20 protein-coding genes are annotated in these 26,743 nt (G+C 66.4%); 11 read left to right on the top strand and 9 right to left on the bottom strand.

Translation table 11 applies throughout. The annotated features are described in order from the left end of the window. Positions 1 to 172: 172 nt before the first annotated feature. Both ACVWZM_RS14165 and ACVWZM_RS14160 read right to left on the bottom strand, forming a co-directional pair. The gene (locus tag ACVWZM_RS14165; RefSeq protein WP_168858461.1) at positions 173 to 1,825 is read right to left on the bottom strand and encodes a cisplatin damage response ATP-dependent DNA ligase; all 1,653 of its coding nucleotides are present in this window, start codon (positions 1,823 to 1,825) and stop codon (positions 173 to 175) included. Further along, positions 1,822 to 2,880 carry a ligase-associated DNA damage response exonuclease gene (locus ACVWZM_RS14160; RefSeq protein WP_253625083.1) on the bottom strand — a complete coding sequence of 353 codons (1,059 nt, stop codon included), beginning with the start codon at positions 2,878 to 2,880 and terminating at the stop codon, positions 1,822 to 1,824. Before ACVWZM_RS14160 ends, ACVWZM_RS14165 begins: the two co-directional genes overlap by 4 nt. Positions 2,881 to 3,010: 130 nt before the next feature. Between ACVWZM_RS14160 and ACVWZM_RS14155 the strand changes: the two genes are divergently transcribed. The 4 genes from ACVWZM_RS14155 (at position 3,011) to pdeM (ending at position 9,261) form a co-directional block, all read left to right on the top strand. Continuing rightward, positions 3,011 to 3,937 carry a methyltransferase domain-containing protein gene (locus ACVWZM_RS14155; RefSeq protein ID WP_456853586.1) on the top strand — a complete coding sequence of 309 codons (927 nt, stop codon included), beginning with the start codon at positions 3,011 to 3,013 and terminating at the stop codon, positions 3,935 to 3,937. A gap of 282 nt (positions 3,938 to 4,219) precedes the next feature. After that, positions 4,220 to 5,446 (top strand): ABC transporter substrate-binding protein, encoded by a 1,227-nt coding sequence (locus ACVWZM_RS14150; RefSeq protein ID WP_456853584.1) that lies wholly within the window; start codon positions 4,220 to 4,222, stop codon positions 5,444 to 5,446. Between the two features lie 323 nt (positions 5,447 to 5,769). After that, positions 5,770 to 8,526: a ligase-associated DNA damage response DEXH box helicase gene (locus ACVWZM_RS14145; protein WP_456856693.1), complete on the top strand. Its 2,757-nt coding sequence runs from the start codon at positions 5,770 to 5,772 to the stop codon at positions 8,524 to 8,526. Between the two features lie 63 nt (positions 8,527 to 8,589). After that, on the top strand, positions 8,590 to 9,261 hold the full coding sequence (gene pdeM / locus ACVWZM_RS14140) for a ligase-associated DNA damage response endonuclease PdeM (RefSeq protein ID WP_076832388.1): 672 nt from the start codon (positions 8,590 to 8,592) through the stop codon (positions 9,259 to 9,261). Between the two features lie 199 nt (positions 9,262 to 9,460). Here pdeM and ACVWZM_RS14135 read toward each other — a convergent pair whose 3' ends face one another. Then, positions 9,461 to 10,324, bottom strand: coding sequence for a LysR family transcriptional regulator (locus ACVWZM_RS14135; RefSeq protein ID WP_076832845.1), 864 nt, complete (start codon positions 10,322 to 10,324; stop codon positions 9,461 to 9,463). A 98-nt stretch (positions 10,325 to 10,422) separates the two neighbouring features. Here ACVWZM_RS14135 and ACVWZM_RS14130 point away from each other — a divergent pair, with 98 nt between their 5' ends. From ACVWZM_RS14130 to ACVWZM_RS14120, 3 genes are read left to right on the top strand one after another with little or no spacing between them, the layout of a single operon-like run. Next, positions 10,423 to 11,349, top strand: coding sequence for a DMT family transporter (locus tag ACVWZM_RS14130; protein ID WP_456853582.1), 927 nt, complete (start codon positions 10,423 to 10,425; stop codon positions 11,347 to 11,349). Then, positions 11,346 to 12,110: an MBL fold metallo-hydrolase gene (locus ACVWZM_RS14125; protein ID WP_456853580.1), complete on the top strand. Its 765-nt coding sequence runs from the start codon at positions 11,346 to 11,348 to the stop codon at positions 12,108 to 12,110. Before ACVWZM_RS14130 ends, ACVWZM_RS14125 begins: the two co-directional genes overlap by 4 nt. 57 nt (positions 12,111 to 12,167) lie before the next feature. After that, positions 12,168 to 13,499, top strand: coding sequence for an NRAMP family divalent metal transporter (locus tag ACVWZM_RS14120; RefSeq protein WP_076832379.1), 1,332 nt, complete (start codon positions 12,168 to 12,170; stop codon positions 13,497 to 13,499). Between the two features lie 14 nt (positions 13,500 to 13,513). Here the strand turns inward: ACVWZM_RS14120 and ACVWZM_RS14115 are convergent, their stop codons facing one another. Beyond that, positions 13,514 to 14,005 carry an Lrp/AsnC family transcriptional regulator gene (locus tag ACVWZM_RS14115; RefSeq protein WP_076832842.1) on the bottom strand — a complete coding sequence of 164 codons (492 nt, stop codon included), beginning with the start codon at positions 14,003 to 14,005 and terminating at the stop codon, positions 13,514 to 13,516. Positions 14,006 to 14,152: 147 nt separating this feature from the next. Between ACVWZM_RS14115 and ACVWZM_RS14110 the strand changes: the two genes are divergently transcribed. Then, entirely contained in the window at positions 14,153 to 15,463 is a 1,311-nt protein-coding gene (locus tag ACVWZM_RS14110; protein ID WP_456853578.1) for an aspartate aminotransferase family protein, read from the top strand. Position 15,464: 1 nt separating this feature from the next. On the opposite strand, the gene ACVWZM_RS14105 is transcribed toward ACVWZM_RS14110, so the two are convergent. The 5 genes from ACVWZM_RS14105 to ACVWZM_RS14085 all read right to left on the bottom strand — a co-directional run bounded on the left by ACVWZM_RS14105 (position 15,465) and on the right by ACVWZM_RS14085 (position 22,915). Then, positions 15,465 to 16,247 (bottom strand): TIGR02186 family protein, encoded by a 783-nt coding sequence (locus tag ACVWZM_RS14105; protein ID WP_168858471.1) that lies wholly within the window; start codon positions 16,245 to 16,247, stop codon positions 15,465 to 15,467. Next, positions 16,244 to 17,173 carry a sulfite exporter TauE/SafE family protein gene (locus ACVWZM_RS14100; RefSeq protein ID WP_076832838.1) on the bottom strand — a complete coding sequence of 310 codons (930 nt, stop codon included), beginning with the start codon at positions 17,171 to 17,173 and terminating at the stop codon, positions 16,244 to 16,246. Before ACVWZM_RS14100 ends, ACVWZM_RS14105 begins: the two co-directional genes overlap by 4 nt. Positions 17,174 to 17,441: 268 nt before the next feature. Then, positions 17,442 to 18,284 (bottom strand): hypothetical protein, encoded by an 843-nt coding sequence (locus ACVWZM_RS14095; RefSeq protein ID WP_456783346.1) that lies wholly within the window; start codon positions 18,282 to 18,284, stop codon positions 17,442 to 17,444. 115 nt (positions 18,285 to 18,399) lie between these two features. Next, positions 18,400 to 21,960, bottom strand: coding sequence for a hypothetical protein (locus ACVWZM_RS14090; protein WP_456853576.1), 3,561 nt, complete (start codon positions 21,958 to 21,960; stop codon positions 18,400 to 18,402). 367 nt (positions 21,961 to 22,327) lie between these two features. After that, a complete protein-coding gene (locus tag ACVWZM_RS14085) occupies positions 22,328 to 22,915 on the bottom strand; it encodes a PadR family transcriptional regulator (RefSeq protein WP_057016062.1) in 588 nt (195 codons plus the stop codon). 158 nt (positions 22,916 to 23,073) lie between these two features. On the opposite strand from ACVWZM_RS14085, the gene ACVWZM_RS14080 reads away from it, so the two are divergent. The 3 genes from ACVWZM_RS14080 (at position 23,074) to ACVWZM_RS14070 (ending at position 26,732) form a co-directional block, all read left to right on the top strand. Further along, the gene (locus tag ACVWZM_RS14080) at positions 23,074 to 23,490 is read left to right on the top strand and encodes a nuclear transport factor 2 family protein (protein ID WP_076832836.1); all 417 of its coding nucleotides are present in this window, start codon (positions 23,074 to 23,076) and stop codon (positions 23,488 to 23,490) included. 107 nt (positions 23,491 to 23,597) lie between these two features. After that, the gene (locus ACVWZM_RS14075) at positions 23,598 to 25,385 is read left to right on the top strand and encodes an acyl-CoA dehydrogenase C-terminal domain-containing protein (protein ID WP_057016064.1); all 1,788 of its coding nucleotides are present in this window, start codon (positions 23,598 to 23,600) and stop codon (positions 25,383 to 25,385) included. A gap of 138 nt (positions 25,386 to 25,523) precedes the next feature. Continuing rightward, positions 25,524 to 26,732, top strand: a complete 1,209-nt coding sequence (locus ACVWZM_RS14070; RefSeq protein ID WP_283065077.1) for an acetyl-CoA C-acetyltransferase — start codon at positions 25,524 to 25,526, stop codon at positions 26,730 to 26,732. Positions 26,733 to 26,743: the final 11 nt, after the last annotated feature.

The raw sequence follows: 26,743 nt of genomic DNA, 5'->3' as shown, positions 1-26,743 counted from the left end.
GCGCGAAGTGGGCACCGGTTCGCGTGAAGAAAACGCGTCAAAACAAAACCTAGACCTCGATTCTGATCCCATCAGAACCGAGGTCTAACGGAATCGCCCGCATTATAGGTCACGGCGGTGCACATGGGAAACCCGCGCGCCGCGATCAATGGCTGCCATGCACGCTTGGGATTTAACTTCCTGTCATGGAGTTTAACATCCGTTCAAGCGTCTCCAGCCGGTCGGCTTCGCGCGGCGGCTTGTCCCAGCGCAGGCGGCTGATCCGGGGAAAGCGCATCGCGACGCCGGATTTGTGCCGCGGCGAGCGCTGCAAGCCCTCGAAGGCGACCTCCAACACCAGCCCCTGATCAGGCTCATGCACGACATGGCGCACCGGGCCGAACTTCTCGGTGGTGTTGCGGCGGACGAAGCGGTCGATCTGCAACAGCTCTTCGTCGGTGAAGCCGAAATAGGCCTTGCCGACCGGCACCAGCTCGTCGCCATCATCGCCATGGGTCCAGACCCCGAACGTATAGTCGGAGTAATAGGACGAGCGCTTGCCGTGGCCGCGCTGGGCATACATCAGCACCGCGTCGATGATGTGCGGATCGCGCTTCCACTTCCACCACGGACCTTTCGGCCGTCCAGGCAGATAGGGCGCGTCGCGCCGCTTCAGCATCACGCCTTCGACCGCGTCGGCATCGTCGCCGGCGCCGGCGCTCTTGGGATCGGCACGCGCCGCGGCCAGCTCTTCCCAGCTCGCGAACGGGACGGTCGGCGACAGATCGATGCGCGGATCATTCAGCTTGGCGATGAAGCCTTCGAGATGCGCGCGGCGTTCGGTGAAGGGCAGCTCGCGCAGATCGTTCTCGTCGTCGCCGAGCAGGTCGTAGGCGCGCAGGTGGATCGGAAATTCCTTGATCAGCTTCGGCGAAACGACCTTGCGGTTCAGCCGCTGTTGCAACACGTTGAAGGTCTGCACGCGGCCGTCGCGCAGCACCAGCAACTCGCCGTCGATCGCGCCGGGCAGATACAGCGACGGCACCAGATCCGGAAAGCTGCCGGTGATATCCTCGCCGGTTCGCGAATAGAGCCGCGCCTGGACGTGCCCGCGCGCATCGCGGCCGGACACCGCCTGCACTCGGATGCCGTCCCATTTCCATTCCGCGCTGAAATCGGCGGCGTCGAGATTGGCGAAATCGCTATCCTCGATCGCGTGCGCCAGCATCACCGGGCGGAACGGCGCAGGGTCGCGGTTGACCGGTTTGTCTCCGCGGCCCTCGAGCCAGGCGAACAGGTCGAGATAGGGCGGCGACAGGCCCGGCCACAGCAGCTCGATCTCGTGCGGGTCTTTGTCGCCGAGCGCCGCCGCCGCGGTCTTCGCCAGCCGCGCCGAGATCCCGATCCGCATCGCGCCGGTGACGAGCTTCAAGAGCGCCCAGCGCCCGGTCTCGTCGAGCTCGTCCAGCCAGCGCGCCAGCTGCGCCGGCAGCTCGGCCTTGCCGAGCGTGCGCAGCGTGATGACGACATCAGTCAGCGTCGGGGGAGGCGGGTTGTTGTGGCCCGGCAGCTCCGCCTTCGGCCACATTAGCGCGACCGTCTCCGAGAGGTCGCCGACGTAATCATAGGAGTAGCCGAACAGCACCGGATCGGCGCGTTCGGTGATCAGGTCGCGGATCAGGCCCGGCTTGGCGTGCTTGAACGACAGCGCGCCGGTCAGCGCCGCCAGCGCGTAGCCGCGGTCGGGGTCCTCGGTCTCGCGGAAATAGGCGACCAGCAGCTTGATCTTGTTGTTGCGGCCGGGCTCGTAGGCGAGGCGGTCGAGCAGCTCGGCAAAACGGTTCATGTTTCCGCCTCGCCGGCGGGCTGGGCCTCGCCGGTCAGTGCGGCCGTCTCGCCTTCATCCTCGTCGCCATAGCCGACCAGATCGAGCGGCCGCGCGGCAAGGCCCCTGGTCTTGCACCAATGCACCAGCGCATCTTCCTGGCCGTGGGTGACCCAGATCTCGCCTGCACCAGTGGCGGCGATCGTCGCCGTCAGCCCGTCCCAATCGGCATGATCCGAGATCACCAGCGGCAGCTCGACGCCGCCTTGCCTGGCCCGGGCGCGCACGCGCATCCAGCCCGAGGCGAATGCGGTGACTGGATCGGGAAAGCGGCGCGTCCAGACATCGGATGTCGCGCTTGGCGGCGCCAGCGTGATGGTGCCGGCAAGCTCGGCTTTCTTCATGCCGCGCGCGGGCCGGAGCTCGCCGAGCGCAATGCCGCGCTCCTGATAGTAATAAGTGATCTTCTCCATCGCGCCATGCAGGTAGATCGGCGCGTCGTAGCCGGCCTCGCGCAGCAGCGCGATCACGCGCTGCGCCTTGCCGAGCGAATAGGCGCCGACCAGATGCGCGCGCTCCGGGAACAGTTTGACCGAGGCCAGCAGCTTGTTTACTTCGCCGGCGGCATCGCCATGGCGGAACACCGGCAATCCAAACGTCGCCTCTGATATGAAGACGTCGCAGGGCACCAGCTCGAACGGCGCGCAGGTCGGGTCGCGCGCATCCTTGTAGTCGCCGGAGGCGACGATGCGGGTGTCCTTGCAGGTGACCGATATCTGGGCGGAGCCCAGCACATGACCGGCGGGATGAAACGTCACCGTGACGTCGCCGAGCCTGATCTCCTCGCCATAGGCGATCGCCTGCACAGAGCCGGCGAAGTTCTCGCCGTAGCGCAGCCGCATCATGTCGAGCGTTTCCTGGGTCGCGAGCACAGCGCCGTGGCCCGCCCGCGCATGGTCGGAATGGCCATGGGTGATCAGTGCCCGCTCGACCGGCCTGACAGGATCGATGTGGAAGCCGCCGGGCTTGCAGCAAAGCCCGGCCGGGACGGGCATCAGGATGTCTTGCGGACGCATCGTCCCTATATAGGCGCTCGATCTGCGATGTTTAGCCGGATCCGCGGGCTTGACCCGTGCATCCATCTCCGGAAAAAGTCCGTGCTTTGATGGATGGCCGGACCCGGCCGAGATTGGTTCCTTAAAGCGAATGGCCCCCCGCCTGTTTCTGTCCTCCGGCGACCTCGTCGCCGACCGCCGCTACGAGTTCGCGCGCGACCTGCAATTGAAGGGCGATCTGCCGGCCGCCGCCGAGCTGCTCGAACAGGCGATCGAGCTTGTGCCGAAATTCCCGTCGGCCTGGTACACGCTGGGCAAGATCCGCCTGGAGCTCGGTCAGCGCGAGGCCGCGATCGCAGCGTTCCGCGGCGCGCGCGACGCCGATCCCGAAGACCGGCATGGCGCCGGCCTTCGTCTGATGCAGCTCGGCGTCGAGGCCGTCAGCGCGATGCCGCCGGGCTATGTCCAGACGCTGTTCGATCAATATGCGCCGCGCTTCGAGGCCGCGCTGGTCGGCGATCTCGGCTATCGCGGCCCGGCACTGCTGTTCAAGGCGGTTCTGTCGGTGCGTGCGGGCGCAAAGAAACCGGCCTTCTTCAAGCGTGCGATCGATCTCGGCTGCGGCACCGGGCTGGCGGCCGGCGCATTCGCCCGGCATGTCGATCGCTTCATCGGCATCGACCTGTCGCCGCGCATGATCGACAAGGCGCGCGCCACCGGCCTCTATGCCGAGCTCGAGGTCGACGACATGTTGAAGGCCGTTTCGGCCAAACGCGAGGCCAGCGCCGAATTGATCCTGGCCGCCGATGCGATGGTCTATGTCGCCGATCTCGCGCCGGTGCTCGCCGAGGCCAGCCGCGTCCTGGTGGCGGGCGGCGTGCTCGCCTTCACGGCCGAGACCCATGACGGCGAAGGCGTCATCATCGGCGAGGGACTGCGCTACGCCCACAGCGCAGCTTACGTGCGCGACTCCATCGCTGCCGCGGGGCTGACGCTGGCCCAGCTCGACGATCTCTCGGCGCGCAATGAAGACAATATCCCGGCACCCGGACTCGTCGCCGTGGCTGTGAAGCCGTGACGCTTTTCACCCTCTCCCCCTGTGGGAGAGGGTCGCTTCGCGCAGCGAAGCGGGGTGAGGGGTCTCTCTCCGCGGATAGAGATCCCTCATCCGGCTCGCATCTTCGATGCGAGCCACCTTCTCCCACAAGGGGAGAAGGGAAGAGAGCACCGCCTCGCACTCAAACTTGAGTCTACACGCTACGCATTTGCCGTGACGCGGCATTGCGCCGCAAAGCTGTGACTTCGCGCTTGCCCGGCGCAGGGCGGAATGCGAGAGCTTTTCGCCTCAGGGAGAGAAATAATGAAAAAGCATACACGGCGCGAGTTCGGCGCCACCGCATTGTCTGTGATCGCCGTGTCCGTGCTGCCCGCGCCTTTCGTCCGGGCCGCCGACAAGAAGTACGATCCGGGTGCGAGCGACACCGAGATCAAGCTCGGCCAGACCGTGCCGCATTCCGGCCCCGGCTCGCTCTATGGTGTGCTCGGCCGCGTCGGCGAAGCCTATTTCCAGATGCTGAACGACAAGGGCGGCATCAACGGCCGCAAGGTGAAATTCCTCACCATGGACGACGCCTACAGCGCGCCGAAATGCGTCGAGGCGACGCGCCGCCTGGTCGAGCAGGAGGAGGTGCTGGCGCTGTATGGCTCGCTCGGCACCGCGCCGCAGACCTCCGTGCATAAATACCTCAATTCCAAGGGCGTTCCCCAACTGCTGTTGAACACCGGCGCCTCGAAGTGGAACGACCCGAAGAATTTCAAATGGACCATGGCGGGCCTGCCGCTCTATCCGACCGAGGCACGCGTTCTCGCCAAGCACGTCGTCAGCGTGAAGCCGAACGCCAAGGTCGGTATCCTCTACCAGAACGATGATTTCGGCCGCGACTTCCTCGGGCCGTTCAAGAAGGTGCTGGCCGATGCCGGCGGCAAGGCACAGGTGATCATGGAGCAGACCTATGATCTCACCGATCCGACGGTCGATTCGCAGCTCATCAATCTTTCGAAGTCGGGCGCCGACGTCTTCTACAACATCACCACCGGCAAGGCGACGTCGCAGTCGATCCGCAAGGTGACCGAACTCGGCTGGAAGCCGCTGCAATTGCTGTCGGCGGGCTCGACCGGTCGCTCGATCCTGAGCGCCGCGGGCCTCGAGAACGCCAAGGACATCGTCGCGATTCGCTACAACAAGGAAGTCGGCGTACCCCGCTACGAGAAGGATCCGGACGTGATCGCGTTCGAGGAGCTGCGCAAGAAGTACCTGCCGAACATCGACCCTGACAACACCATCGCCTTCGCCGGCTACGGCCAGGCGGCAACGATGGGCGAAATCCTGCGCCGCTGCGGCGACGACCTGACCCGCGCCAACGTGCTGAAGCACGCCACCACGCTCGCCGGTTTCCACTCGCCCTATTTCCTTGATGGCATCAATTACAGCTACACGCCCGACGACTACACGCCGATGAAGACGCTCTATGTCTCGATCTTCAACGGCAAGGATTGGGACCTTTCCGACCAGCCGATGACGGAGTAGTTGGGTAAGCCTCGCTCTCTCGTCCCCCTCGCCCCGCTCTTGCGGGGAGAGGGCGGGGTGAGGGGCTTCCCTCCGCGAGGCGGTGCGAGTTGTAAGACCTGTACCCCCTCACCCGGATCGCATCTGGCGATGCGACATAGCCGAAGCTTCGCTTCGGCGTTTCTTTGAACGGCCGCCAAGGGCGGCCTATGCCTCTCCCCACAGGCGGGACGAGGTGACATCCAGGCGCTTCGCAGCGCACGGAGCGCGCTGGTAGTCCTGCCACCTGCCGCCATTTCCGCTCCGCCCTCGACGAAACCGCCTGAACCACCTACCTCTTGGGCGTGTCGACGCTCGATCTCTTTTCCGTTCCGCCGTCGGAAACGGCCGATCTCCTGCCGCGCCGGTTTCGCGACTGGTTTGCCTCACGCGGCTGGTCGCCGCGCGAGCATCAGCTCGCGCTGCTGGCGAAAGCGCGCGAGCAGTGCTCCGCGCTGCTGATCGCGCCCACCGGAGCGGGCAAGACGCTGGCGGGGTTCTTGCCGACGCTGGTGGAGTTGAGTGGAGAGGGGCAGGGCAAGAACTCTTACCTCCCCCTGAAAGGGGGAGGTCGGCACGCTCGGGGGCGCACTAGCGCAACCGAGCGGGACGGGTGGGGGTCAGCCGCGGGCACGGAGCAAGCGGCTGACCCCCACCCCAGCCCTCCCCCTTTCAGGGGGAGGGAGCCCGACGATCTCGCAAGCGACGAAATTGAATCGAAGACGGTTCGCCCAGCCCTCATCTCCACCGGTCGCGGCGTTCGCCGCAGTGGCGGGCTGCACACGCTCTACATCTCGCCGCTGAAAGCGCTCGCGGTCGACATCGCGCGCAATCTGGAGACGCCGGTCGCCGAGATGGGGCTGCCGATCAGGATCGAGACCCGCACCGGCGACACGCCGGTGTCGCGGCGGCAGCGGCAGCGGCGCTATCCGCCGGACATCCTGCTCACCACGCCGGAGCAGCTGGCGCTGCTGCTGGCGTCCGACGACGCGCCGTTCCTGTTCTCTTCGCTGAAGCGCATCGTGCTCGACGAACTGCATGCGCTCGTCACCTCCAAGCGCGGCGATCTGCTGTCGCTCGGACTTGCGCGGCTCTGGACCATCGCGCCGCAGACACGCGCTATTGGCCTCTCGGCGACGGTCGCCGAGCCGGAGCAGCTCGCGCGCTTCCTGGTGCCGCAGCCCGGTGGCCAGAATGCATCCGCCGACGTCGTCACCGCCAGCGGCGCCGCACCGCCGGTGGTCGAGATGCTCGACACGCGGGAACGGTTGCCGTGGTCCGGCCACAGCGCGCGCCACGCGCTGCCCGAGGTCTACGAGCTGATCAAGCGCAACAAGACCACGCTGGTGTTCGTCAACACCCGCAGCCAGGCCGAGATGCTGTTCCAGGATCTCTGGCGCATGAATGACGATGGGCTGGCGATCGCGCTGCATCACGGCTCGCTCGACGTCGCGCAGCGCCGCAAGGTCGAGGACGCGATGGCCGCCGGAAAGCTGCGCGGCGTGGTCTGCACCTCCTCGCTCGATCTCGGCGTCGATTGGGGCGATGTCGACCTCGTCATCAATATCGGCGCGCCGAAAGGCTCCTCGCGGCTGATGCAGCGGATCGGCCGCGCCAACCACCGCTTCGACGAGGCCTCCCGCGCCGTGCTGGTGCCGGCCAACCGCTTCGAGGTGCTGGAATGCCGTGTCGCGATCGACGCCATCGCCGAGAATGCGCAGGACACGCCGCCGCTGCGCTCGGGCGCGCTCGACGTGCTGGCCCAGCACGTGCTCGGCTGCGCCTGCGGCAAGCCGTTTCTGTCCGATGAGCTCTATGATGAGGTCCGGACCGCAGCGCCCTATGCATCGCTCGCACGCACCGATTTCGACGATGTCGTCGATTTCGTCGCCACCGGCGGCTACGCACTGAAGACCTATGAGCGTTTCGCGCGCATCAAGCAGGACAAGCAGGGCCGCTGGCGCGTCACCAATCCCAAGGTGCGGCAGAGCTATCGTCTCAACGTCGGCACCATTGTCGAGGAGACCATGCTGAAGGTGCGGCTGGTGCGCTCGCGCGCCGGCGGTAGCGGATCGACCGGCGCGATCGCGCGCGGCGGCCGGATGCTCGGCGAGATCGAGGAGGTCTTCATCGAGGGCCTCGTGCCCGGCGACACTTTTGTCTTTGGCGGTGAGGTGGTGCGCTACGAGGCCTTGGTTGAAGACCAGGTCTATGTCTCCCGCACCAATGATAAAGATGCAAAAGTGCCGTCCTATATGGGCGGCAAGTTCCCGCTCTCGACCTATCTTGCCGAACGCGTCCGCAAGCTGCTGGACAACAGCCGCGCCTGGAACGGATTGCCGGATCAGGTGCACGACTGGCTGTCGCTGCAGCGAAAATTCTCGCGTGTGCCGGCGGTGCGCGAGCTCTTGGTCGAGACCTTTCCGCGCGGCGGCAGCCATTATCTGGTCTGCTATCCCTTCGAGGGCCGGCTCGCGCATCAGACGCTCGGCATGCTGCTGACCCGCCGGCTGGAGCGCGCCCGCGCCCGTCCGCTCGGCTTCGTCGCCAACGAGTATGCGCTTGCGGTCTGGGGTGTCGGCGATCTCTCCTTCATGATCCGGCACGGCAAGCTCGATCTCAACGCGCTGTTCGATCCCGACATGCTCGGCGATGACCTCGAGGCGTGGCTTGCGGAATCGGCGCTGATGAAGCGCACCTTCCGCAACTGCGCCATCATCTCCGGCCTGATCGCGCGACGCTTCACCGACGAGGAGAAGTCGCGCCGCCAGGTGCTGTTCTCGACCGACCTGATCTACGACGTGCTGCGCAAGCACCAGGCCGATCATGTGCTGCTGCGCGCCGCGCGCGGCGATGCCGCCACGGGATTGCTCGATCTTCGCCGTCTCAGCGACATGCTTTCGCGCATCCACGGCCGAATCACCCACAAGGACCTCGACCACGTTTCTCCGCTTGCCGTCCCCGCGCTGCTGGAAATCGGCCGCGAGTCAGTTTATGGCGAAGCATCCGACGAGCTCCTGGCCGAGGCGGCCGAGGAACTCGTGCGGGAGGCGACGACGTAACGCTGCTACTCTGGGGAACAGGACGTGACGGCAAGCGCGCTAGCTTTGCGAGACGGTGACGACATGCGCGTTTCGAGGGTCACGGTGGCGGATGTCGGCTTCGTGGCGGATTTCTCCGGCGCGCTGTTCTGGGAAGCGCAGCGCCTGCTCGTGGTCTCCGACCTGCATCTGGAAAAAGGCTCGAGCTTCGCCAGCCGCGGCGTGCTGCTGCCGCCCTACGACACGGTCGCGACACTGAGCCGGCTCGCTGCTGTCATCGCGCGGCACGATCCGCGGCAGGTGATCGCGCTCGGCGACAGCTTTCACGATCGCGATGCGCATGAACGCCTGTCGAATCCGGACCGCGAGGCGCTCGCGGCGTTGCAGCTGCGGCGCAACTGGATCTGGATCTCGGGCAATCACGATCCGGCGCTGCCGTCCGATCTCGGCGGCGTGGTCGCGACCGAAGTCGCGATCGGTCCGATCGTGTTCCGCCATGAGCCGACCGGCGCCGCCGGCGAGATCGCCGGACACCTGCACCCCAAGGCGCGGGTGCCGACCCGCGGCCGCTCGATCGAGCGCCGCTGCTTCGCCTGTGACGGCGAGCGCGCGGTGATGCCGGCGTTCGGCGCCTACACCGGCGGCTTGAGCATCCGCGACGCCGCGTTCACACGGATTTTCGGATCGCCCGGCTTCATGGCCCATGTGCTCGGCGACAACCGCGTCCACGCGTTCGTGGCGTCGCGGTGTTATTAGCGATCGCCGACCAGCTTATTCCAAGCTGCCATCATTCTCGGTGTCGTCCCGGGCAAGCGAAGCGCGACCCGGGCCCCATAACCACCGATCGTCGTTGTTGTGCGACGATTGGGCCACAGCTTGCTTCAGCAACACAGCCCTGTGGTTATGGGTCCCTGATTTCGCAGGGACGACAGCAGAGATTGTTGCGCGACCTCGCCTAAGCCGCCTTCGCCTGCACGCTCTCGCAATACTCCGCGAGCCGATCCGCCAGCCGCAATGTCGCCGGGCTGGCCTCGGGGGCGGCGACGAGGGCGACCTCGGTGCGGTCGATCGGCGCAAAGCCGTCCTTTGCGGTCAGCACGCGATGCTCGGGCTGGATCGACATCTCAGACAAAATGCTGAGCCCGAGGCCCGCGGCGACCGCGGCCTGGATGCCGGCGAGGCTGGAGGAGGTGTAGGCCATGTGCCAGTTGCGGCCGGCGCTCTCCAGCGCATGGATGGCGCGGGCGCGGTAGAGACAGCCCGAGGCGAAACCGATCAGCGGAACCGAGCCGGCCGTCGTATCGCGCGGGTGGCCCTTGCTGGTGACCCAGTGCACCCGTTCAGGCCAGACCGCGATGCCGCCCTTCTCATTGGCGGCGCGCTTGATCAGCGCCAGATCGAGATCGCCGCGTTCGAGATCGCGGTACAGGAACAGGCTCTGCCCGGAGCGCACATCGAGCCGCAGATTCGGATGGCTGCGCGCGAAGGTGGCGAGCAGCTTTGTCAGCCGGTAGGCGGCAAAATCCTCGGTGATGCCGATCCGGATCGCGCCTTCGCTGCCGGGGCGCGAGAGCACGTCACGGGCCTCTTCGGCGAGCGACAATAGCCGCCGCGCATAGGTCAACAGCCGCTCGCCGGCTTCCGTCGGGGTGACGTCCTTGCCGCTACGGATCAACAGCGGCTGGCCGACATCCTCCTCCAGGCGCTTGATCTGCTGGCTCACCGTCGACTGCGTGCGGTGGACGCGCTCTCCGGCGCGGGTGAAGCCGCCGGCATCGACCACCGAGACGAAACTGCGCAACAGCTCCAGGTCGAGCATGGCAGCCTCCATTTGGAAATCCACTGCACGTCAGTCTATCATTTAATTTCCAAATATCAAGGCGCGGGCCTATATCATGGCCGAAGGAGAATTCGCCCATGTCCGCCGCTACCTCGATGGCCGCCTCCCGCGCCCGCTTCAATACCCTGCCGCTGCTGATTGCCCTGTTCTGCCTGCTCTGGAGCTACGCGTTCGTGGCCGGCAAAATCGGCGTCACCGACTGCCCGCCGCTGATCCTGCTCGCCGCGCGGTTTTCGCTCGCAGGGGTCTTGATCCTCGCCATCTCCTGGCTGCGCCGCGACCAATGGGATCTCACCTGGCGCGATGCGGCGGTGTTCGCCGTGCTCGGCGTCGCCAACAACGCGCTCTATCTCGGCCTCGGCTATACCGGCCTGAAGACGGTCTCCGCCGGACTTGGCGCGCTGATCGTCTCGGCCAATCCGGTGTTCACCGCCATGCTGGCAGCGCTGTTCCTCGGCGAGAGCATGACCTTGCGCAAGGTGATTGGTCTCGTGCTCGGCATCGTCGGCGTCGCCTTCATCGTCTGGCATCGCATGTCGGTCGGATCGGACAGCCCGCATGGCATCCTGTTCACGCTGGCCTCGATCGCCTCGATCGTCGCCGGCACCGTGCTGTTCAAGCTGCTGGCGCCGAAGGGCAGCCTGTGGATCGGCAACGGCATCCAGAACATCGCCGGCGGCCTTGCGGTGATGCCGTTTGCCTTCATGCTCTCCAGCGTCAGCGACATCGTGCCCAGCATGCGGCTTGCCGGCGCCTTCGCCTTCCTCGTACTCGGCGGCTCGATCCTTGCGTATCTGCTCTGGTTTCATCTCCTGAAAGTGTGTGGTGCGACCGCCGCAAGCGCCTATCACTTCCTGATGCCGCCGCTCGGCATGCTGTTCGCCTATCTCGTGCTCGGCGAGCATGTCGAATTTCGCGACCTGCTCGGGATCGTTCCGGTGGCGCTCGGCATTTACCTGGTGACCCGCCCGGCGGCAGCGGCGGCCAACAGGAGTATGACGTGAGCATCACCATCACGCTGATCGGAGGTCCCACCGCCCTGATCGAGATCGACGGGTTCCGCCTGCTCACCGATCCGACCTTCGATGCGCCCGGCGAGTATCAATTGCCGCATGTGAAACTGGAGAAGCTGACGGGCCCCGCGCTCGGCGCGCGCGATGTCGGCGCGATCGATGCGGTGCTGCTGAGCCACGACCAGCATTCCGATAATCTCGACCATTCCGGCCGGGATTTCCTTAAAGGCGTGAAGCGCGTGCTGACGACGGAGGCCGGCGCCAGGCGGCTTGGCGGCAACGCCGAGGGCTTTGCGCCCTGGGCAAGGACCACACTGACGAAAGGCGGTAGGACGCTCACCATCACTGCGACGCCGGCGCGGCACGGGCCGGCGGGGATCGAGCCATTGTCCGGCGACGTCATCGGTTTCGTGGTCGAGCCGGCGAAGCCCGGCCGTCCGGTCTATGTCAGCGGCGACACCACCTGGTTCGACGGCGTCGCCGAGGTCGCGCGGCGCTTCGACTGCGGCGTGGTGCTGCCGTTCGCAGGCGCGGCGCAAACCCGCGGCCCCTTCCATCTCACCATGGACACCAATGACGCGATCGAAACCGCGCACGCCTTTGCGGACGCGGTGATCGTGCCGGTTCATACCGACGGCTGGGCGCATTTCCGGCAGAGCGCGAGCGACCTGCGCGCGAGCTTCGATGCGCTCGGCTTCGGCCGCCGTCTGCGCATCCTCGAGCCCGGCATCGCCACGGTCATCGAGCCGTAGGTTCGCCTCAGGAACCTTGCCGGTATCCGGCTCGTTGTCAGACGGCTGGAACCGGACATGACGCGGCAAGGGACGATCCCACCACACGACAAACATGACGATGCGCCGGCGGCGAAGCCTCGGCGCCAGCCATTCAGTTTCAGCCGTGTCCTGAAGACGCTCGGACCCGGGCTGATCACCGGCGCTTCCGACGACGACCCTTCGGGGATCGGCACCTACAGCCAGGCCGGCGCGCAACTCGGCTACGGCATTGGCTGGACCATGCTGCTGACGTTTCCGCTGATGAGCGCGATCCAGGAGATCTCGGCGCGGGTCGGCCGCGTCACCGGGCATGGCATCGCGGGCAATGTATGCCGGCATTATCCAGGCTGGCTGCTCGCCGTCGTGGTGACGCTGCTGTCGATGGCCAACACCATCAATATCGCGGCCGACCTCTCGGCCATGGCCGATGCCACAAAGCTTCTGATCGGCGGTCCGGCCATTCTCTATGTGGTGCTGTTCGGCGTGACCTCGGTGGCCGCGCAGATCTTCATGAACTACCGGCGCTACGTCACGATCCTGAAATGGCTGACGCTCAGCCTGTTCGCCTATGTCGCGGCGCTCGCCTTTGCCAAGGTGTCGTGGATGGAGGCCCTGGCCGGCGTGCTGCTGCCGCGCATCAGCTGGAGCGCCGACTATTTCACGACCATCGTTGCGATCCTCGGCACCACGATCTCGCCCTATCTGTTCTTCTGGCAGGCCTCGCAGGAGGCGGAGGAGCAGCGGGTCGACGCCACCAAGCATCCGCTGATCGAACGGCATTACGGCGCCCAGCACGAATTCTCGCGCATCCGCGCCGATACCATCACCGGCATGGCGTTTTCGAACCTGATCGCATTGTCGATCATCGTCACCGCCGCCGCATCGCTGCACGCCACCGGCAAGACCGACATCCAGACCTCGGCGCAGGCCGCCGAGGCGCTGCGCCCGATCGCCGGGCCGTTTGCCGAGGTGATCTTCGCGCTCGGCATCGTCGGCACCGGCCTTCTGGCGATTCCGGTGCTCGCGGGTGCGACGGCTTATGCGGTCGGCGAGGGCCGGCGATGGCGGGTTGGGCTGACGCGCAGGCCGAAGGAGGCGATCGCGTTCTATTCGGTGCTGGCGCTGTCGGGCGGCATCGGCATCGCGCTCAACTTCACGCCGATCGATCCGATCGCGGCGTTGTACTGGAGTGCGGTCGTCAACGGCGTGCTCGCGGTGCCCGTGATGGTGCTGCTGATGTTCATGGCCCGCCGCCGGGACGTCATGGACCGCTTTGTGGTCCGCGGATGGCTGTACTGGCTCGGTTGGCTCTCGACCGGCGCGATGGCGCTCAGCGTGATCGCGATGGGGATCGGCTTCCTGCTGTAGCTTGTTCGAACTCCTCAACCCTCGCCGAACAGCGAGCTATCGATCTTGGTCGTCGATTTGACCTTTCGCAGGATGATCGTCGTGCGGTAGCTCGCGACGTCGCTATCCGGATGCATAAGGCGGTCGAGGATGAACGATTGGTAGCGCGCGAGGTCCGAGGACACGATCCGTAGCGAGTAATCCCAATCGCCGGCAATCATGCAACATTCGACGACCTCCGGAAGGTCGATTACCTTCCGCTCGAAGCGCGTGAAGGATTCCCTGTTCTGTTGCTTGAGACGGACCTCGACGATCACGTCGAATCCGAGTCTAACCCGCGTCGGGTCCACCAGCGCCACATAGGAATTGATGACGCCGGCCTCTTCGAGCGTGCGGACGCGTCGCAGGCAGGGGGCGGACGAGAGGCCGATCCGCTCGGCCAGCTCGAGATTCGTGATGCGCCCCTCGACCTGCAGCACGTCGAGGATTTTTCGGTCGATCTCGTCAATCACGATCGCGGTTCCCATTTCTTTCGCATTCTCCATCTTTTGCGCAATTGTTTGCAGAAGAAGGGCTGAAATGCATCTCAAATCGCAATGTCATTGCCCTCGCGCGCGCATAAGATGTGGTGCGAGGGTTCTTTGATCGCTGCAACCGAGCAGCAAGGAGCGGGCATGGCCGGAAATGACGACAAATCCTTTTGGGATCGCGCGCGGCGGCACCTCATTCGCTATGGCGGGACGTTCGCTCCCGTCATCATCGAGCGCGCCTCCGGGTCCTTCGTCTATGACGCCGACGGCCGGGCCATCCTGGATTTCACGTCCGGGCAGATGAGCGCCGTGCTCGGTCACGGTCACCCGGAGATCGTCCAGACCATCAGCGAGCATGCCGAACGGCTCGACCATCTCTGCAGCGGCATGCTGACGCGCCCGGTCGTCGCGCTGGCCGAGCAGCTCGCGGGCCTGCTGCCGCCGGGGCTTGATCGCGTCATGCTGCTGAGCACCGGCGGCGAGTCGAATGAAGCTGCGATCAAGATGGCCAAGCTCGCCACCGGCGGCTTCGAGACCGTCGCGTTCGCACAGTCCTGGCACGGAATGACGTCTGGCGCGGCCGGAACGACCTATTCGGCCGGCCGCAAGGGCTATGGTCCGGCGCCGGTCGGCTCGCTCGCGATCCCGACGCCGAACCCCTATCGCCCGCGCTTCGGCAACGCGGCCGACTGGCGGGCCGAGCTGGCCTACGCCTTCGATCTGATCGATCGCCAATCGACCGGCTCGCTTGCCTGCATGATCGCCGAGCCGATCCTCAGCTCCGGCGGGCTGATCGATCTGCCTGAAGGCTACCTTGCTGAGTTGAAGGAGCTGTGCCGGGCACGCGGCATGCTGCTGATCATCGACGAGGCGCAGACCGGCCTCGGCAGAACCGGCGCCATGTTCGCTTTCGAGCGCGACGGCGTCGTGCCTGATATCCTGACCTTGTCGAAGACGCTCGGTGCCGGGCTGCCTCTGGCTGCGGTCATCACCACCGGCGAGATCGAAGAGCGGTGTCACGAACGCGGTTTCCTGTTCTACACGACGCATGTGTCGGACCCGATGCCGGCCGCGGTCGGGCTGAAGGTCATCGAGATCATCCTTCGCGACAGATTGGTCGAGCGCGCCAGGATAGCGGGCGCGCGGCTGAGGGACGGGCTCCTCGCACTTCAGAACCGGTTCGAATGCATCGGTGACGTGCGCGGCAGGGGGCTGATGCAGGGCATCGAGATCGTGCGCGACCGTTACAGCAAGGAGCCTGACGAAGCGCTCGGAACGCGTGTCTCTCAGCGCTGCATGCAGCTTGGACTGAGCACCAACATCGCTCAGTTGCCCGGCATGGGCAGCGTATTCCGCATTGCACCGCCGCTGACGATCAGCGACGACGAGATCGATCTTGGCCTCTCGATCCTCAGCGACGCGTTCGAAAGCGCATTGCAAAGCAGGGCTGGCTAGATCAATCCTTGCGGAACACGATCGAGGCCATCCAGCCGGTCATCAGCGCCATGAACGCGGTGATCAGGCCGTAGACAAGGCCGTTATGCCGCGCGGTGGTGGCGACGAATTGCTCGAAGCCGACCTTGACGATCTCGAACGCGGTCTCGGCCTTGGTCACCAGCGCGCCGTCGGAAAACAGCTTGATCTCGACATTATAGGTGCCGATCGGCACCTCCGCCGGCAGCGGAATGCCGGTGCGGAACAGGGTCGGGGTCAGGAAGGTCACCGCCGAGGTCGCCTCACGGTACAGCCCGTGCTCGGAGCGCAGCCGCACGAAGGCGCTGCGGAACGGGTCGTTTGGCACCACGTCGGCATAGTCGGGCCCGACCCGCTGCATCAGCAGCACGTTGTTGAGCCCGAGCTGCTGCCGCCGCTGCACCTCGGGCGAGGCGATCTGGTCGAACGGGCGATTCGAGAACAGCGCGAGATAGCCCGGCACCTGCAGGAATTGGCGCGAGTCGGTGTTGATCCAGATGCCGAATTTGCGCTCCTTGCGCCGCGTCACCATGTCGGCGCGCGGGCCGGACACCGTGACGACGAGATCGTAATTGTTGCGATTGGCCGGCGTCTTGTCGTCCTTCTCGACCGAGCCGAACAGCACGAGCTCGCCGCCGGAATAGTTCGGCGTCACTGTGACGCGGTGGTTGGAGACCGACACGATCAGCCGCTCGGCATGAGCGGGCGCGGCCGCCAGGCTGGCGGCGGCGAGACCGATGATCGCGAGCGCCGCGCGCAGCCTCATGGCGGGGCTCCGCCGGTTTCGCGGATGCTGTAGAGGTCCTGCGGCCGGATCACCAGCTCCACCGCAAAGCGGATGCCGACCGCGAGCACCAGCAGGCCGAGCAGCAGGCGCAGATGCTCGCCGCGGATCTTCTGGCCGGCGCGGGCGCCGAACTGCGCGCCGGTGACGCCGCCGACCATCAGGATCAGCGCCAGCACGGCGTCGACCAGATGGTTGGTCACCGCGTGCAGCATGGTTGCGAACACCATGGTGACGAGGGTGAGCACCATCGAGGTGCCGATCACGGTCGAGGTCGGCACCCGCAGCACATAGATCATCAGCGGCACCAGGATGAAGCCGCCGCCGATTCCCATCACCGCGCCGATGAAGCCGATCGCGAGTCCGACCACGACCACCGGGATGACGGAGAGATAGATCTTGGAGCGCTTGAAGCGCAGCTTCAGGGGCAGGCCGTGGATCCAGCCATGGCTGCCGGGCTTGCGCAGCGCGATCGGACCGCCGCGGCGGACGCGCAGCATCGCGCGCAAACCTTCCCAGAACATCAGCCCGCCGACCGTCGTCAGCAGGATGACGTAGGACAGCGCAATCATCAGGTCGAGCTGGCCGAGCGAGCGCAGGAAGGTGAAGGTCCACACCCCGAACGTGGTGCCGAGAGTGCCTCCGACCAGGAGCACCGCCGCCAGCAGCGGATCGATCGCGCGTCTGCGCCAATAGGAAATGGCACCGGAGAACGAGGAGGCCGCGATATGGCTGGCGACGGAGGCGACCGCGACAGCGGGCGCGATGCCGACGAAGATCAGCAGCGGCGTCATCAGGAAGCCGCCGCCGATGCCGAACATGCCGGAGACGAATCCAACCGCCGCGCCCATCGCCAGGATGAGGAAGACATTGACCGGAATGTCGGCGATCGGGAGGTAGAGCTGCACGCGCGTCGCTTCTTGTCGGTTCGCCGCGAGTTCGGCAGCACAAGGCCGCATCACGGCGTGATGTCGTTCTGGTCGGGCATTCTCCGGCTGAACGAATCCGGTCGGCGCGCAAGACGCAGGCGAACGCGGGTCGATTGCCGCGTTCTTGCATAACTGAAATCGGCGGGGGGAGGGACTAAAGAATCCGCTCCCGGGGGCATTTTTCGCCGCACCTGGCCGCCGTCTGCGGACGTGGTTGATAATTCAGATTAATGACGCCTGTGTCGCCTCACGGCCGATCGACCGGCTTGGTGATCAGGTTCAGCGCGAGCGCTTCTTTCGGGTTCAGCCAGCGGATATCGGAGGTTTGCGACATCGCCTCGACGATCCCGGAAGAGACGCCCATCTTGGTCACGTAGCCCAGCACCATGCCCTGGATGCGTTGGGCCTCGGCGAGGGGATCGCTGACGGGCGTGCTCGTCGTGAAGCGATGCACGCCGAGCCGCGAGCCCGCGATGCCATAGCGGGTCTGGCCGCCGGCATAGACCAGGACGCAAGCGCTGGCGCAGGACGCGGGGCGTAGCTTGCCCGAGGCATCTGATGTGGCGACCGCGGTGACGAGCCCGCGCGTGCGGATGACCTCGCCCATGATCGCGGCCTGGTTCAGCGCGCCGCCCGGCGACGACAGCAGCACGACGTCGCCCGGTGCGAGACGCGCCTCGCTGAGCCGGTCGCGGAACCAGCTCGCGCTGGCCGAGCCGATCTTGCCGCTGATCGCAAGCGCCCGCCGGCCGCGGCCTGATCCGTCGATGTCGACGTCGGGAATCACCGCGGACGTCATGCTGGCCGCGATGTAGGTCTCGCGCCAGAAGTCCCAGGCGCCCGGCGTCGACAGGTCCCGGTAAGCCTGGATGGCGACGCTCGACAGCAGCAGCACGAAGATGATGATGGACCAGAGCGAGAACCGGAACGCGCGGGGCGGCGATGCCACGTTCCCTTGCGGCGTCGGCGGAGGCGAGGCCGAAGGGCGCGGAGCGAATGGAGACGGCGCCTGCCGCGGCGGCGCCACGCGGGGACCGGTCGGCGAGGAACGGTGGCCCGTTCCATCATCCTGGCGATCGTGGACAGACAAGCCTGACCCTCCGGAACGCGCGCCCCGACGGCGCGGAACTGCGCGCCTGTCTACACGGCCGAAGGCCTGAGGTATAGGACAGCGGCGCCGTCAGGGCGCCGCAGCCGTCTCGAACCTAGTGAGCTGGAGCGGCGAGCGCCGCGGTCCGCTTCGAGGGTTGCTTGACCGACTTCACCGCGGCGGGCTGCGCGGCCGCGCCGTCCCAGCCGCCGGCAGGCGCCGGCACGTTGACCGCATCGCTCGGCTGCGGCTCGGCGGTGAAGGTCTGGATCGCCAGCTTCGCTGCGGCCAGCGACTGCGGGTCGAGCCGCTTGGCAATATCGTCGCGCTTGTGGCCGGCGTCGGCGTCGCCCTGCGCGGCCGCGAGGCTGAACCACTTGAAGGACTCGGCGAGGTTCTGTTCGACACCGATGCCGCGGGCATAGAGGATGCCGAGATTGACCTGGCTGTCGGCAACGCCGCGATCGGCCGCCTTGCGGAACCATTGCGCGGCGCTCTTGTAGTCGGCGCCCTTGCCGCCGCCATCGGCGTCGAGCACGGCGAGATTGTGCATCGCCTTGGCGTTGCCGCGCTCGGCGGCCTGCACGTAGTAGCGTCGTGCCACATCGAAGTCGCGCTTCACGCTGAGGCCCTTCTCGTAGAAGGTGCCGAGCCGGAACATCGCGGGCACCACGCCGGCCTGCGCTGCGCGGGCATACCATTTGGCGGCTTCGTCGACATTGGTGGTCACGCCCTTGCCCTCGGCAAAGCGGACGCCGACTTCATAGGCCGCGGCCGCATCGCCCTTGATCGCGGCGCTGCGCAGCGCCGGACCACCGATCGCATCGGGCAGCTTCTCGCCCGCCGGGATCTGGACCATGGCGAGCTTGCCGCCGAGCGGCGGCGCGGTCGGAATCGTGCCGGTGACGTCGTTGGCGGCGGCTGTTGGCGCCGCGGTCGGCTCAGGCGCGGCGGCGGGTGCGGGCGCGATTGCCGGTGGGATCGTCACCTGCGCGCTGTCGAGCGTGTTCGGCGCCGGAGTATTGTTGGACTGGCGGCCGAGCGGGGTCGGCGAGGTCATCGACGGCCCGGGCACTGACGGTCCGGGTCCGCCGGACGGCGCAGCCGGGGCGGGCGCGAAGGAATTCTCGGCAGGCGGCTGCATGGGCGGCGTGGCCGGCTCGCTGTGCTCGATCGTCGGCACCTGCGGCGCGGAGCTGGTGTCGAGCAGGTTCATCGCCATCTTGGCGGTCGAGAGCAGGATCACGACCACGCTCGCGCCGACCAGCAGCGAACGGATCTTGGAGGTGATGGTCGAAGGCTGCGCCTCCGGCGCGCCAGTCGCCGTCGCGCCGGCCGCGGCCGTGCCGGCCTTGGCGGCAGCCGCCTTCGCGGCCTTGTCGGCCTTCTCCTTGGCCTTGGCTGCAGCCTTGCTCGCGGCGCGCGCCGCCTTCTCGTTGACGGGTTGCGCGGCAGCGGCCTGCGCGGCGCGGCGTGCGGCGGCGATGAAGCTCGATGTCGAGACCGGCTCCTTCTTGCCGGCGGGAAGATCAGAGATCGCGCGCTCGGAATCCGCGATCCGCTCCGACGGCGAAGCGCCGCGGCCGGAGGGGCGTGTACCCGGTTCGAGCGGATGATCCGGTGGCAGGTCCGGCGCGATCGCGGCGCGTGCGGACGCCGCATGCGGCTCGAGGATCTCGCTGATCGCACGCGGCGGCAGCGGCGGCGGCGGCGGCGCGCTCTCGACCGGCTGCGCGGCATGGAATTCGCGCGGCGCGGACATGAAGTGCTCCTGCGCCAGCGCAGGATTGGGCAATTCGGGCCTGTACGATTCAGGCTTGTACGCTTCAGCTTTGGGCTGCGCGACCGGCTGCGACATCGCCGCGCGCGGCATTTCCATCCGCGGAGCTTCCATCCGCGGTTCGGCCGGCGCGGGAGCAGGCGGCGCGGTGCGCACCGTACGCAGATCGTTCTCGATCATCGCGAGACGATCGACGACATGGCCGAGCGTGTTGTGAACGGTCTCCAGCGAATCCTGGGTGCGGCGGTCGGTCTCCGACTGGCTGAAGCGGATGTCGGACAGCTCGCGCTTCACCATGTCGACGATGCCGCTGTCCATCATCGGCTGCGGCGAGGAGGTGTTGACGTTGCGGGCGGCGTCGGCGAGCGAGGCGATGTGGGCGTGCTGCGCCTCGAGGTGCCGCATGATGTCATGCAGCGCTTCCTCGACCCGGCCGAGATTGCCGGAGCGCTGGTCGGCGGACTCCAGGCGCTCGAGCAGATACGAGACGCGCTGCTCGAGATGGGTGAATGCCGACGAACTGTCGTTGCCGACCTGCAGACGGTCGATCCGCTCCGACAGCGAGCGCAGGGCGCCTTCGATGGCGTCGGTGTTGTCGTAGCCGGCCGGCCGCTCGCGGGTCTCCAGCGTCGAGGCCAATGCGGCAATGCGCTGCTCGATCCCGGCGAAGGCATCGCCATGGGTCTCGGCGCGCGACATCTGCGACAGCTGGTCGACCTTCGCGGCCAGCGCATGCACGTCCCCGGAGAGCTGCAGCAGCGCGTCGTTGGAGGCGACGTTGGAGACGATGGCGCGCAGCGCGGCGATCGCGCTCTCGAGCTGATGCACCGTCGACGGATCGTCGTTGGCGCGCAGGATCATGTCGAGCTTGGCGCCGAGATTGCGGATTGCCTCGTCGTAGCCGGTGAGCTGCTCGGCGGGCGTCAGCGTGCGCAGCGACTCGCGGATCTCCGACAGCGCGCGTTCGATGCCGGCGATCGCCTGGCCCTGGCCGTTGCGGCCCTCCTGGCGGAGCTCGTCGATCCGGTGATGCAGCGAGCGGATCTCGTTCTCGATCGACTCGATCGCCCGGCGCGGCATCGCCTCGGTGATCGCCTGGCGGATTTCCGCAAGCTCGCCGCGGAAGGCCGCGATCGACTGTTCAATATGGTCGGGCCGCTGCAGCGCCTCGATCTGGCTCGTGATCTTGAGCAGCTGACGCTCGAGCGAGGAGAAGTCGGGCCCGGCAGGTGGCGGTGGCGCATAGGCGGCCATCGGCGGCGCCGATTGCGGCATCGGCGGCGCGCCGCGCGGCGGCATCTGGCGTTGCGCTGATACGTCGAGCTCGTTCTGGCGCGCGGCGATCTCCGCGATCGCGAAATCGAACGAGGCCGGGCTCAGTGGCGGCGAGGGGCGATAGACCTGGGCTGCGGCGCGCTCGACCGCCTCCGCCTGGCGCAGCCTCTCCTCCAGTTGCCGGTCATGCATCTGCGGCTCGCGCTGCATCTGCGACTCACGCATCGGCTGTGGCTGCGGCTCGCGCGCCGGCTGCGGTCGCGAAATTTGCGACAGCCGGGCATCGAGGCGCGAAATCGCGTCGTTCAGCTGTCGCGCGACGGCGGGCTGGCCGCGCGGCACTTCGGCGCGCACCGCTTCGGCGCGCGTCAGAGGCTTTGCAATCTGTTCGATCTGCCGGGTGATGGCGTCGAGCCGCTGGTGGATATCGGCGACCTCGCGGCTTTCCCGGCTCGGCATCGGCTGCCGTTGCTCCATGCGCCAATCCGGCGGGCTCGGTTCACCGACGGTGGAGTTGAGCCAGTCGTTCAACGACATGCCGGCGCGGCGCGCAGCCGCCTCGGCCCTGTCGCGGACGGAGGGATCGATGCCGTCAACACTCCACGATACGCGCGAATTCATGATTCCGTCCGGTCCCGACTCCGGCGCTACACCCTGCGCCCGCAGCCTCCCCGCGCATTCTCGTTAAGAGACAATCGAATTCTGCGCCGGGCGTCTGCCTCAGCTGCTGACTTTTTCCCGTCACGGTAAATAACGGGTTAAGGAATGCGGCCGACGGGCGCTAAAGTTAGGGAATCCGGGAACCTGTTGCGCCGGATCAGGACAATGCCCTGCGGTGCTGCTCCTCTTCTCCTTCCCCCTGAAAGGGGAAGGTCGGGATGGGGGTTTGCCGCACACACTGCTGCGTGTGGAGAGCGATGATCCCCACCCGCTTTGCTCTGCGAGCAAAGCGACCTCCCCTTTTCAAGGGGAGGTTGGAGATTTGTTTCTAGCCGTTGCTTTCGCGCTTGCCGTCGTCGAGCGGCAGCACGTTGCTGCGGCCGGACATCGCCGAGAGCGCGTCGAGCGCCTCCTCGCACCATTCCACCACCATGCGCTCATGGCGCATGCCGAGGCGCAGGCTGAGCATCTTGCCGACATCGGCCGGCGGCGCGGTGCCGTCGGGAAAGCGCTTGTTGAGCAGGCGCTCGTAGCGCTCATAGCGATCGCGATGATGCTCCAGCCGCGCCATCAGGTCGTTGCGCAGCGGCTCGATGTCGACGCAGTCGAGCGCATAGAGCCGGACCAGAAGGTCGTCCTTGATCGAGGGCGGCACGCTCGGGCGCGCTGCCCAGTGCTTCAGTGCCGCGCGGCCTTCGGCGGTCAGGGTATAGACCAGCTTGTTGGGCTTGCCGGACTGCACCACCTCGCGGCCCTGGACGTGCCCCTTGTCGCGCAGCCGCGAGAGCTCCCGGTAGATCTGCTGATGGTCGGCCTTCCAGAAGAAGCCGATCGACGCATCGAACGTCTTGGCGAGCTCATAGCCCGTCATCGGACGTTCCGTGAGGCAGGCAAGGATTGCGTCACCGAGTGCCAACGCCCACCTCCATCTCAGTTCCCCAAAAGGTCATTCTGAAGTTCGCTTGACTTTATGCGTTAGTGTGCATATGCGTCAATATGCATATGGTGATCGGCGTGCCGCTGTCGCGTGCGCCGATGTCCAGGCTTCTTAACCCCGCCGCAGGAGACGTCCGAATGAGCAAGCCGGGCCTCGACAAGTGGTACGCCTACATGAAGTCCCACGACACCGCCGCCCTGTGGGACCTGCTGCATCCCGACGCGGTGTTCGAAAGCCCGGTCGTGCACACGCCGCAGCGCGGCCGCGACATCACCTTCAAATATCTCACCAGCGCCGCCAAGGTGCTCGGCGGCCCGACCTTCAAGTATCTCGGCGAGTGGCGCAATGACGCCGGCGCGGTGCTCGAATTCGAGAACGAGATCGACGGCATCAAGCTCAACGGCGTCGACATCATCACATTCGATGGTGACGGCCGGATCACGCATTTCAAGGTGATGGTGCGTCCGCTCAAGGCGATCAACCTGCTGCATCGGATGATGGGCGAGGAGTTGATGAAGCAAAGCGGCGCAACTTCGCAATCACAGTCGCGATAGCATCTGCCGCGGACCTCCGGAACCGGATAAGGTCCGCTCCAACAACCCAAGGACACGCTGCGCAGCGTCCGTCGCATATGCGGCCACGTGCCAGCCGGGAGACCAGCATGCCAACCTACAAAGCCCCCGTCGAAGACGTCAGCTTCCTGCTCAACGACGTTTTCCAGATCGACCGCTACGGCAATCTTCCCGGCTTCACCGATGCCTCGGCCGATGTACGCGAGGCGATCCTCGGCGAGGCCGCCAAGCTCAGCGAAGAGGTGCTGCAGCCGCTCAATCGCACAGGCGATCTCGAAGGCTGCAAGCGCAATGACGACGGCAGCGTCGCCACGCCGAAGGGCTTCAAGGACGCCTTCAAGCAGGTCGCCGAAGGCGGCTGGCTCGGCCTCTCGGCGCCGACGGAATTCGGCGGCCAGGGCCTGCCGGTGACGCTCTCGCAGGCGGTCAACGAATTCCAGATCTCCGCCAACATGGCGTTCTCGATGTATGGCGGGCTGACCATGGGCGCGACCGCGGCGCTGCTGGTGCACGGCACCCCCGAGCAGAAGCAGACCTATGTGCCGAAGATGGTCGCCGGCCAGTGGACCGGCACCATGAACCTGACCGAGCCGCAATGCGGCACCGATCTCGGCCTGCTCCGCACCAAGGCGGTGCGCCAGGCCGACGGCAGCTTCAAGATCACGGGCACCAAGATATTCATCTCCGCCGGCGAGCACGACCTCACTGAGAACATCATCCATCTGGTGCTGGCGCGCATCGAAGGCGCGCCGGCCGGCATCAAGGGCGTCTCGCTGTTCGTGGTGCCGAAGGTGCTGGTCAATGCCGACGGCTCGCTCGGGGCTCGCAACGGCGTCAGCTGCGGTTCGATCGAGCACAAGATGGGCATCCACGGCAATTCCACCTGTGTGATGAACTACGACAACGCCACCGGCTGGCTGATCGGCGAAGAGAACAAGGGCATGCAGGGCATGTTCGTGATGATGAACGAGGCTCGCCTCGGCGTCGCCGTGCAGGGCCTCGCGCAGTCCGAGGTCGCCTATCAGAACGCGGTCGCCTATGCCCGCGAGCGCCTGCAGGGCCGCTCGCTGACCGGCGTGAAGGAACCCGAGAAGCCGGCCGATCCGATCATCGTGCATCCCGACGTGCGCCGCACGCTGCTCACCATCCGCGCCTTCAACGAGGCAGCGCGCGCCATGGTGGTGTGGACCGCGCTGAAGAGCGACGTCGCGCACCGCTCCAACGACGCTGGGGATCGCCAGGCTGCCGACGATCACATGGGCCTGATGACGCCGGTGCTGAAGGGCGTCCTGACCGACACCGGGTTCGCCAACACGGTCTCGGCGCAGCAGATGTTCGGCGGCCACGGCTACATCGCCGAGCACGGCATGGAGCAGTTCGTGCGCGATGCGCGCATCGCGATGATCTATGAAGGCGCCAACGGCATCCAGGCGCTCGACCTGGTCGGCCGCAAGCTGCCGCGCGACGGCGGCCGTGCCGCGATGGCGTTCTTCGGCGAGGTCGGCGCTTTCGCCAAGGAGCATGGTGCCGACGAGGCTATGAAGCCGTTCATCACCCCGCTCTCCACCGCGCTCGGCCATCTGCAGCAGGCCACCGGCTGGCTGATGCAGAACGCGCTGGCCAAGCCCGACAATGCCGGCGCCGCGGCGACCGACTACATGAAATTGTTCGGCCTCGTCGCGCTCGGCTACATGTGGGCGAAGATGGCCAAGGTGGCGCAGGACAAGGCCGCCGCCGGCACCACGCCGTACCTCAACACCAAGCTCGTGACCGGCCGCTTCTTCATGGAGAAGTTGCTGCCGGAGACCGCCGTGCATCTGGCCCGGATCCAGAGCGGCAGCGCCACCACGATGGAATTGGCCGCGGAAGCGTTCTGAAGCGTTTTCCAGCGAAGTGGAGACCGGTTCGCGTGAAGAAAACGCGTCAAACAAGAAAGCCTTGAAAAATTGCCGCCGCACTGCTGCGGCGGCGTGTCCTTCCGTATATATTATGATCCTCATATCAAGGAGGGCGTCATGCCTGAGGCATACATCTACGATCACGTTCGTACCCCGCGCGGCCGCGGCAAGGCCGACGGCGCGCTGCACGAGGTCACCGCGCTGGCGCTCGCCACGGTGCCGCTGAAGTCGCTCAAGGAGCGCAACAATCTTCCCGAGGATTCCGTCGACGACGTCGTGCTCGGCGTGGTCGATCCGGTCGGCGAGGCCGGCTCCGACATCGCCCGTTTCGCGGCGCTGAACGCCGGCCTCGGCGAGAAGGTGCCGGGCGTGCAGATCAGCCGCTTCTGCGCCTCCGGCCTCGATGCCGTGAACTTCGCCGCAGCCCAGATCATGAGCGGCCAGCATGAGCTCGTGATCGGTGGCGGCGCGGAATCGATGAGCCGCGTCGGCATCGGCGCCTCCGGCGGCGCCTGGCCGATGGATCCCTCGATGGCGGTGCCGGCCTATTTCATGCCGCAGGGCATCTCGGCCGATCTGATCGCGACCAAATACGGTTTCTCGCGTGACGACGTCGACGCTTACGCGGTGCAGAGCCAGCAGCGCGCGGCCAAGGCCTGGGACGAGGGCCGCTTCGGCAAGTCGGTGGTGCCGGTCAAGGACGTCAACGGCCTGACCATCCTCGCCAAGGACGAGCACATGCGCCCGACCACGACGATGCAGTCGCTGGCGCAGCTGCAGCCGTCCTTCGCGGCGATGGCGGCGATGGCCGGCTTCGACGCGGTGGCGATCCAGTCGCATCCCGAGGTCGAGAAGGTCAATTACGTGCATCACGCCGGTAATTCCTCCGGCATCGTCGACGGCGCCGGCGCCGTGCTGCTCGGCAGCAAGGAGGCGGGCGCCAAGCACGGGTTGAAGCCGCGGGCGAAGATCCGCGCATTCGCCAATATCGGCTCGGAGCCCGCGATGATGCTGACCGGCCCGGTCGACGTCACCGAAAAGCTGTTCGAGCGCTCCGGCATGAAGAAGTCGGACATCGACCTGTTCGAGCTCAACGAGGCCTTCGCCTCGGTGGTGCTGCGCTACATCCAGGCGTTCGACATCGACAACGCCAAGATCAACGTCAATGGCGGCGCGATCGCGCTCGGCCATCCGTTAGGGGCGACCGGCGCGATGATCCTCGGCACCGTGCTCGACGAGCTCGAGCGCACCAACAAGGAAACCGCGCTCGTGACGCTGTGCATCGGCGGCGGCATGGGCACCGCCACCATTATCGAGCGCGTCTGAGGCGAGGGGAG

The organism is Bradyrhizobium sp. USDA 4501 (genome assembly GCF_054062115.1).
This window is presented reverse-complemented; position numbering and strand designations above follow the sequence as displayed.

Excerpts from the sequence above, each read along its gene's own strand:
- ACVWZM_RS14160 (WP_253625083.1), bottom strand. The coding sequence starts at position 2,880 with ATGCGTCCGCAAGACATCCTGATGCCCGTCCCGGCCGGGCTTTGCTGC.
- ACVWZM_RS14090 (WP_456853576.1), bottom strand. The coding sequence starts at position 21,960 with ATGAATTCGCGCGTATCGTGGAGTGTTGACGGCATCGATCCCTCCGTC.
- ACVWZM_RS14130 (WP_456853582.1), top strand. The coding sequence starts at position 10,423 with ATGTCCGCCGCTACCTCGATGGCCGCCTCCCGCGCCCGCTTCAATACC.
- ACVWZM_RS14120 (WP_076832379.1), top strand. The coding sequence starts at position 12,168 with ATGACGCGGCAAGGGACGATCCCACCACACGACAAACATGACGATGCG.
- ACVWZM_RS14080 (WP_076832836.1), top strand. The coding sequence starts at position 23,074 with ATGAGCAAGCCGGGCCTCGACAAGTGGTACGCCTACATGAAGTCCCAC.
- ACVWZM_RS14110 (WP_456853578.1), top strand. The coding sequence starts at position 14,153 with ATGGCCGGAAATGACGACAAATCCTTTTGGGATCGCGCGCGGCGGCAC.
- ACVWZM_RS14070 (WP_283065077.1), top strand. The coding sequence starts at position 25,524 with ATGCCTGAGGCATACATCTACGATCACGTTCGTACCCCGCGCGGCCGC.
- ACVWZM_RS14105 (WP_168858471.1), bottom strand. The coding sequence starts at position 16,247 with ATGAGGCTGCGCGCGGCGCTCGCGATCATCGGTCTCGCCGCCGCCAGC.
- ACVWZM_RS14165 (WP_168858461.1), bottom strand. The coding sequence starts at position 1,825 with ATGAACCGTTTTGCCGAGCTGCTCGACCGCCTCGCCTACGAGCCCGGC.
- ACVWZM_RS14115 (WP_076832842.1), bottom strand. The coding sequence starts at position 14,005 with ATGGGAACCGCGATCGTGATTGACGAGATCGACCGAAAAATCCTCGAC.
- ACVWZM_RS14150 (WP_456853584.1), top strand. The coding sequence starts at position 4,220 with ATGAAAAAGCATACACGGCGCGAGTTCGGCGCCACCGCATTGTCTGTG.
- pdeM (WP_076832388.1), top strand. The coding sequence starts at position 8,590 with ATGCGCGTTTCGAGGGTCACGGTGGCGGATGTCGGCTTCGTGGCGGAT.
- ACVWZM_RS14135 (WP_076832845.1), bottom strand. The coding sequence starts at position 10,324 with ATGCTCGACCTGGAGCTGTTGCGCAGTTTCGTCTCGGTGGTCGATGCC.
- ACVWZM_RS14075 (WP_057016064.1), top strand. The coding sequence starts at position 23,598 with ATGCCAACCTACAAAGCCCCCGTCGAAGACGTCAGCTTCCTGCTCAAC.
- ACVWZM_RS14155 (WP_456853586.1), top strand. The coding sequence starts at position 3,011 with ATGGCCCCCCGCCTGTTTCTGTCCTCCGGCGACCTCGTCGCCGACCGC.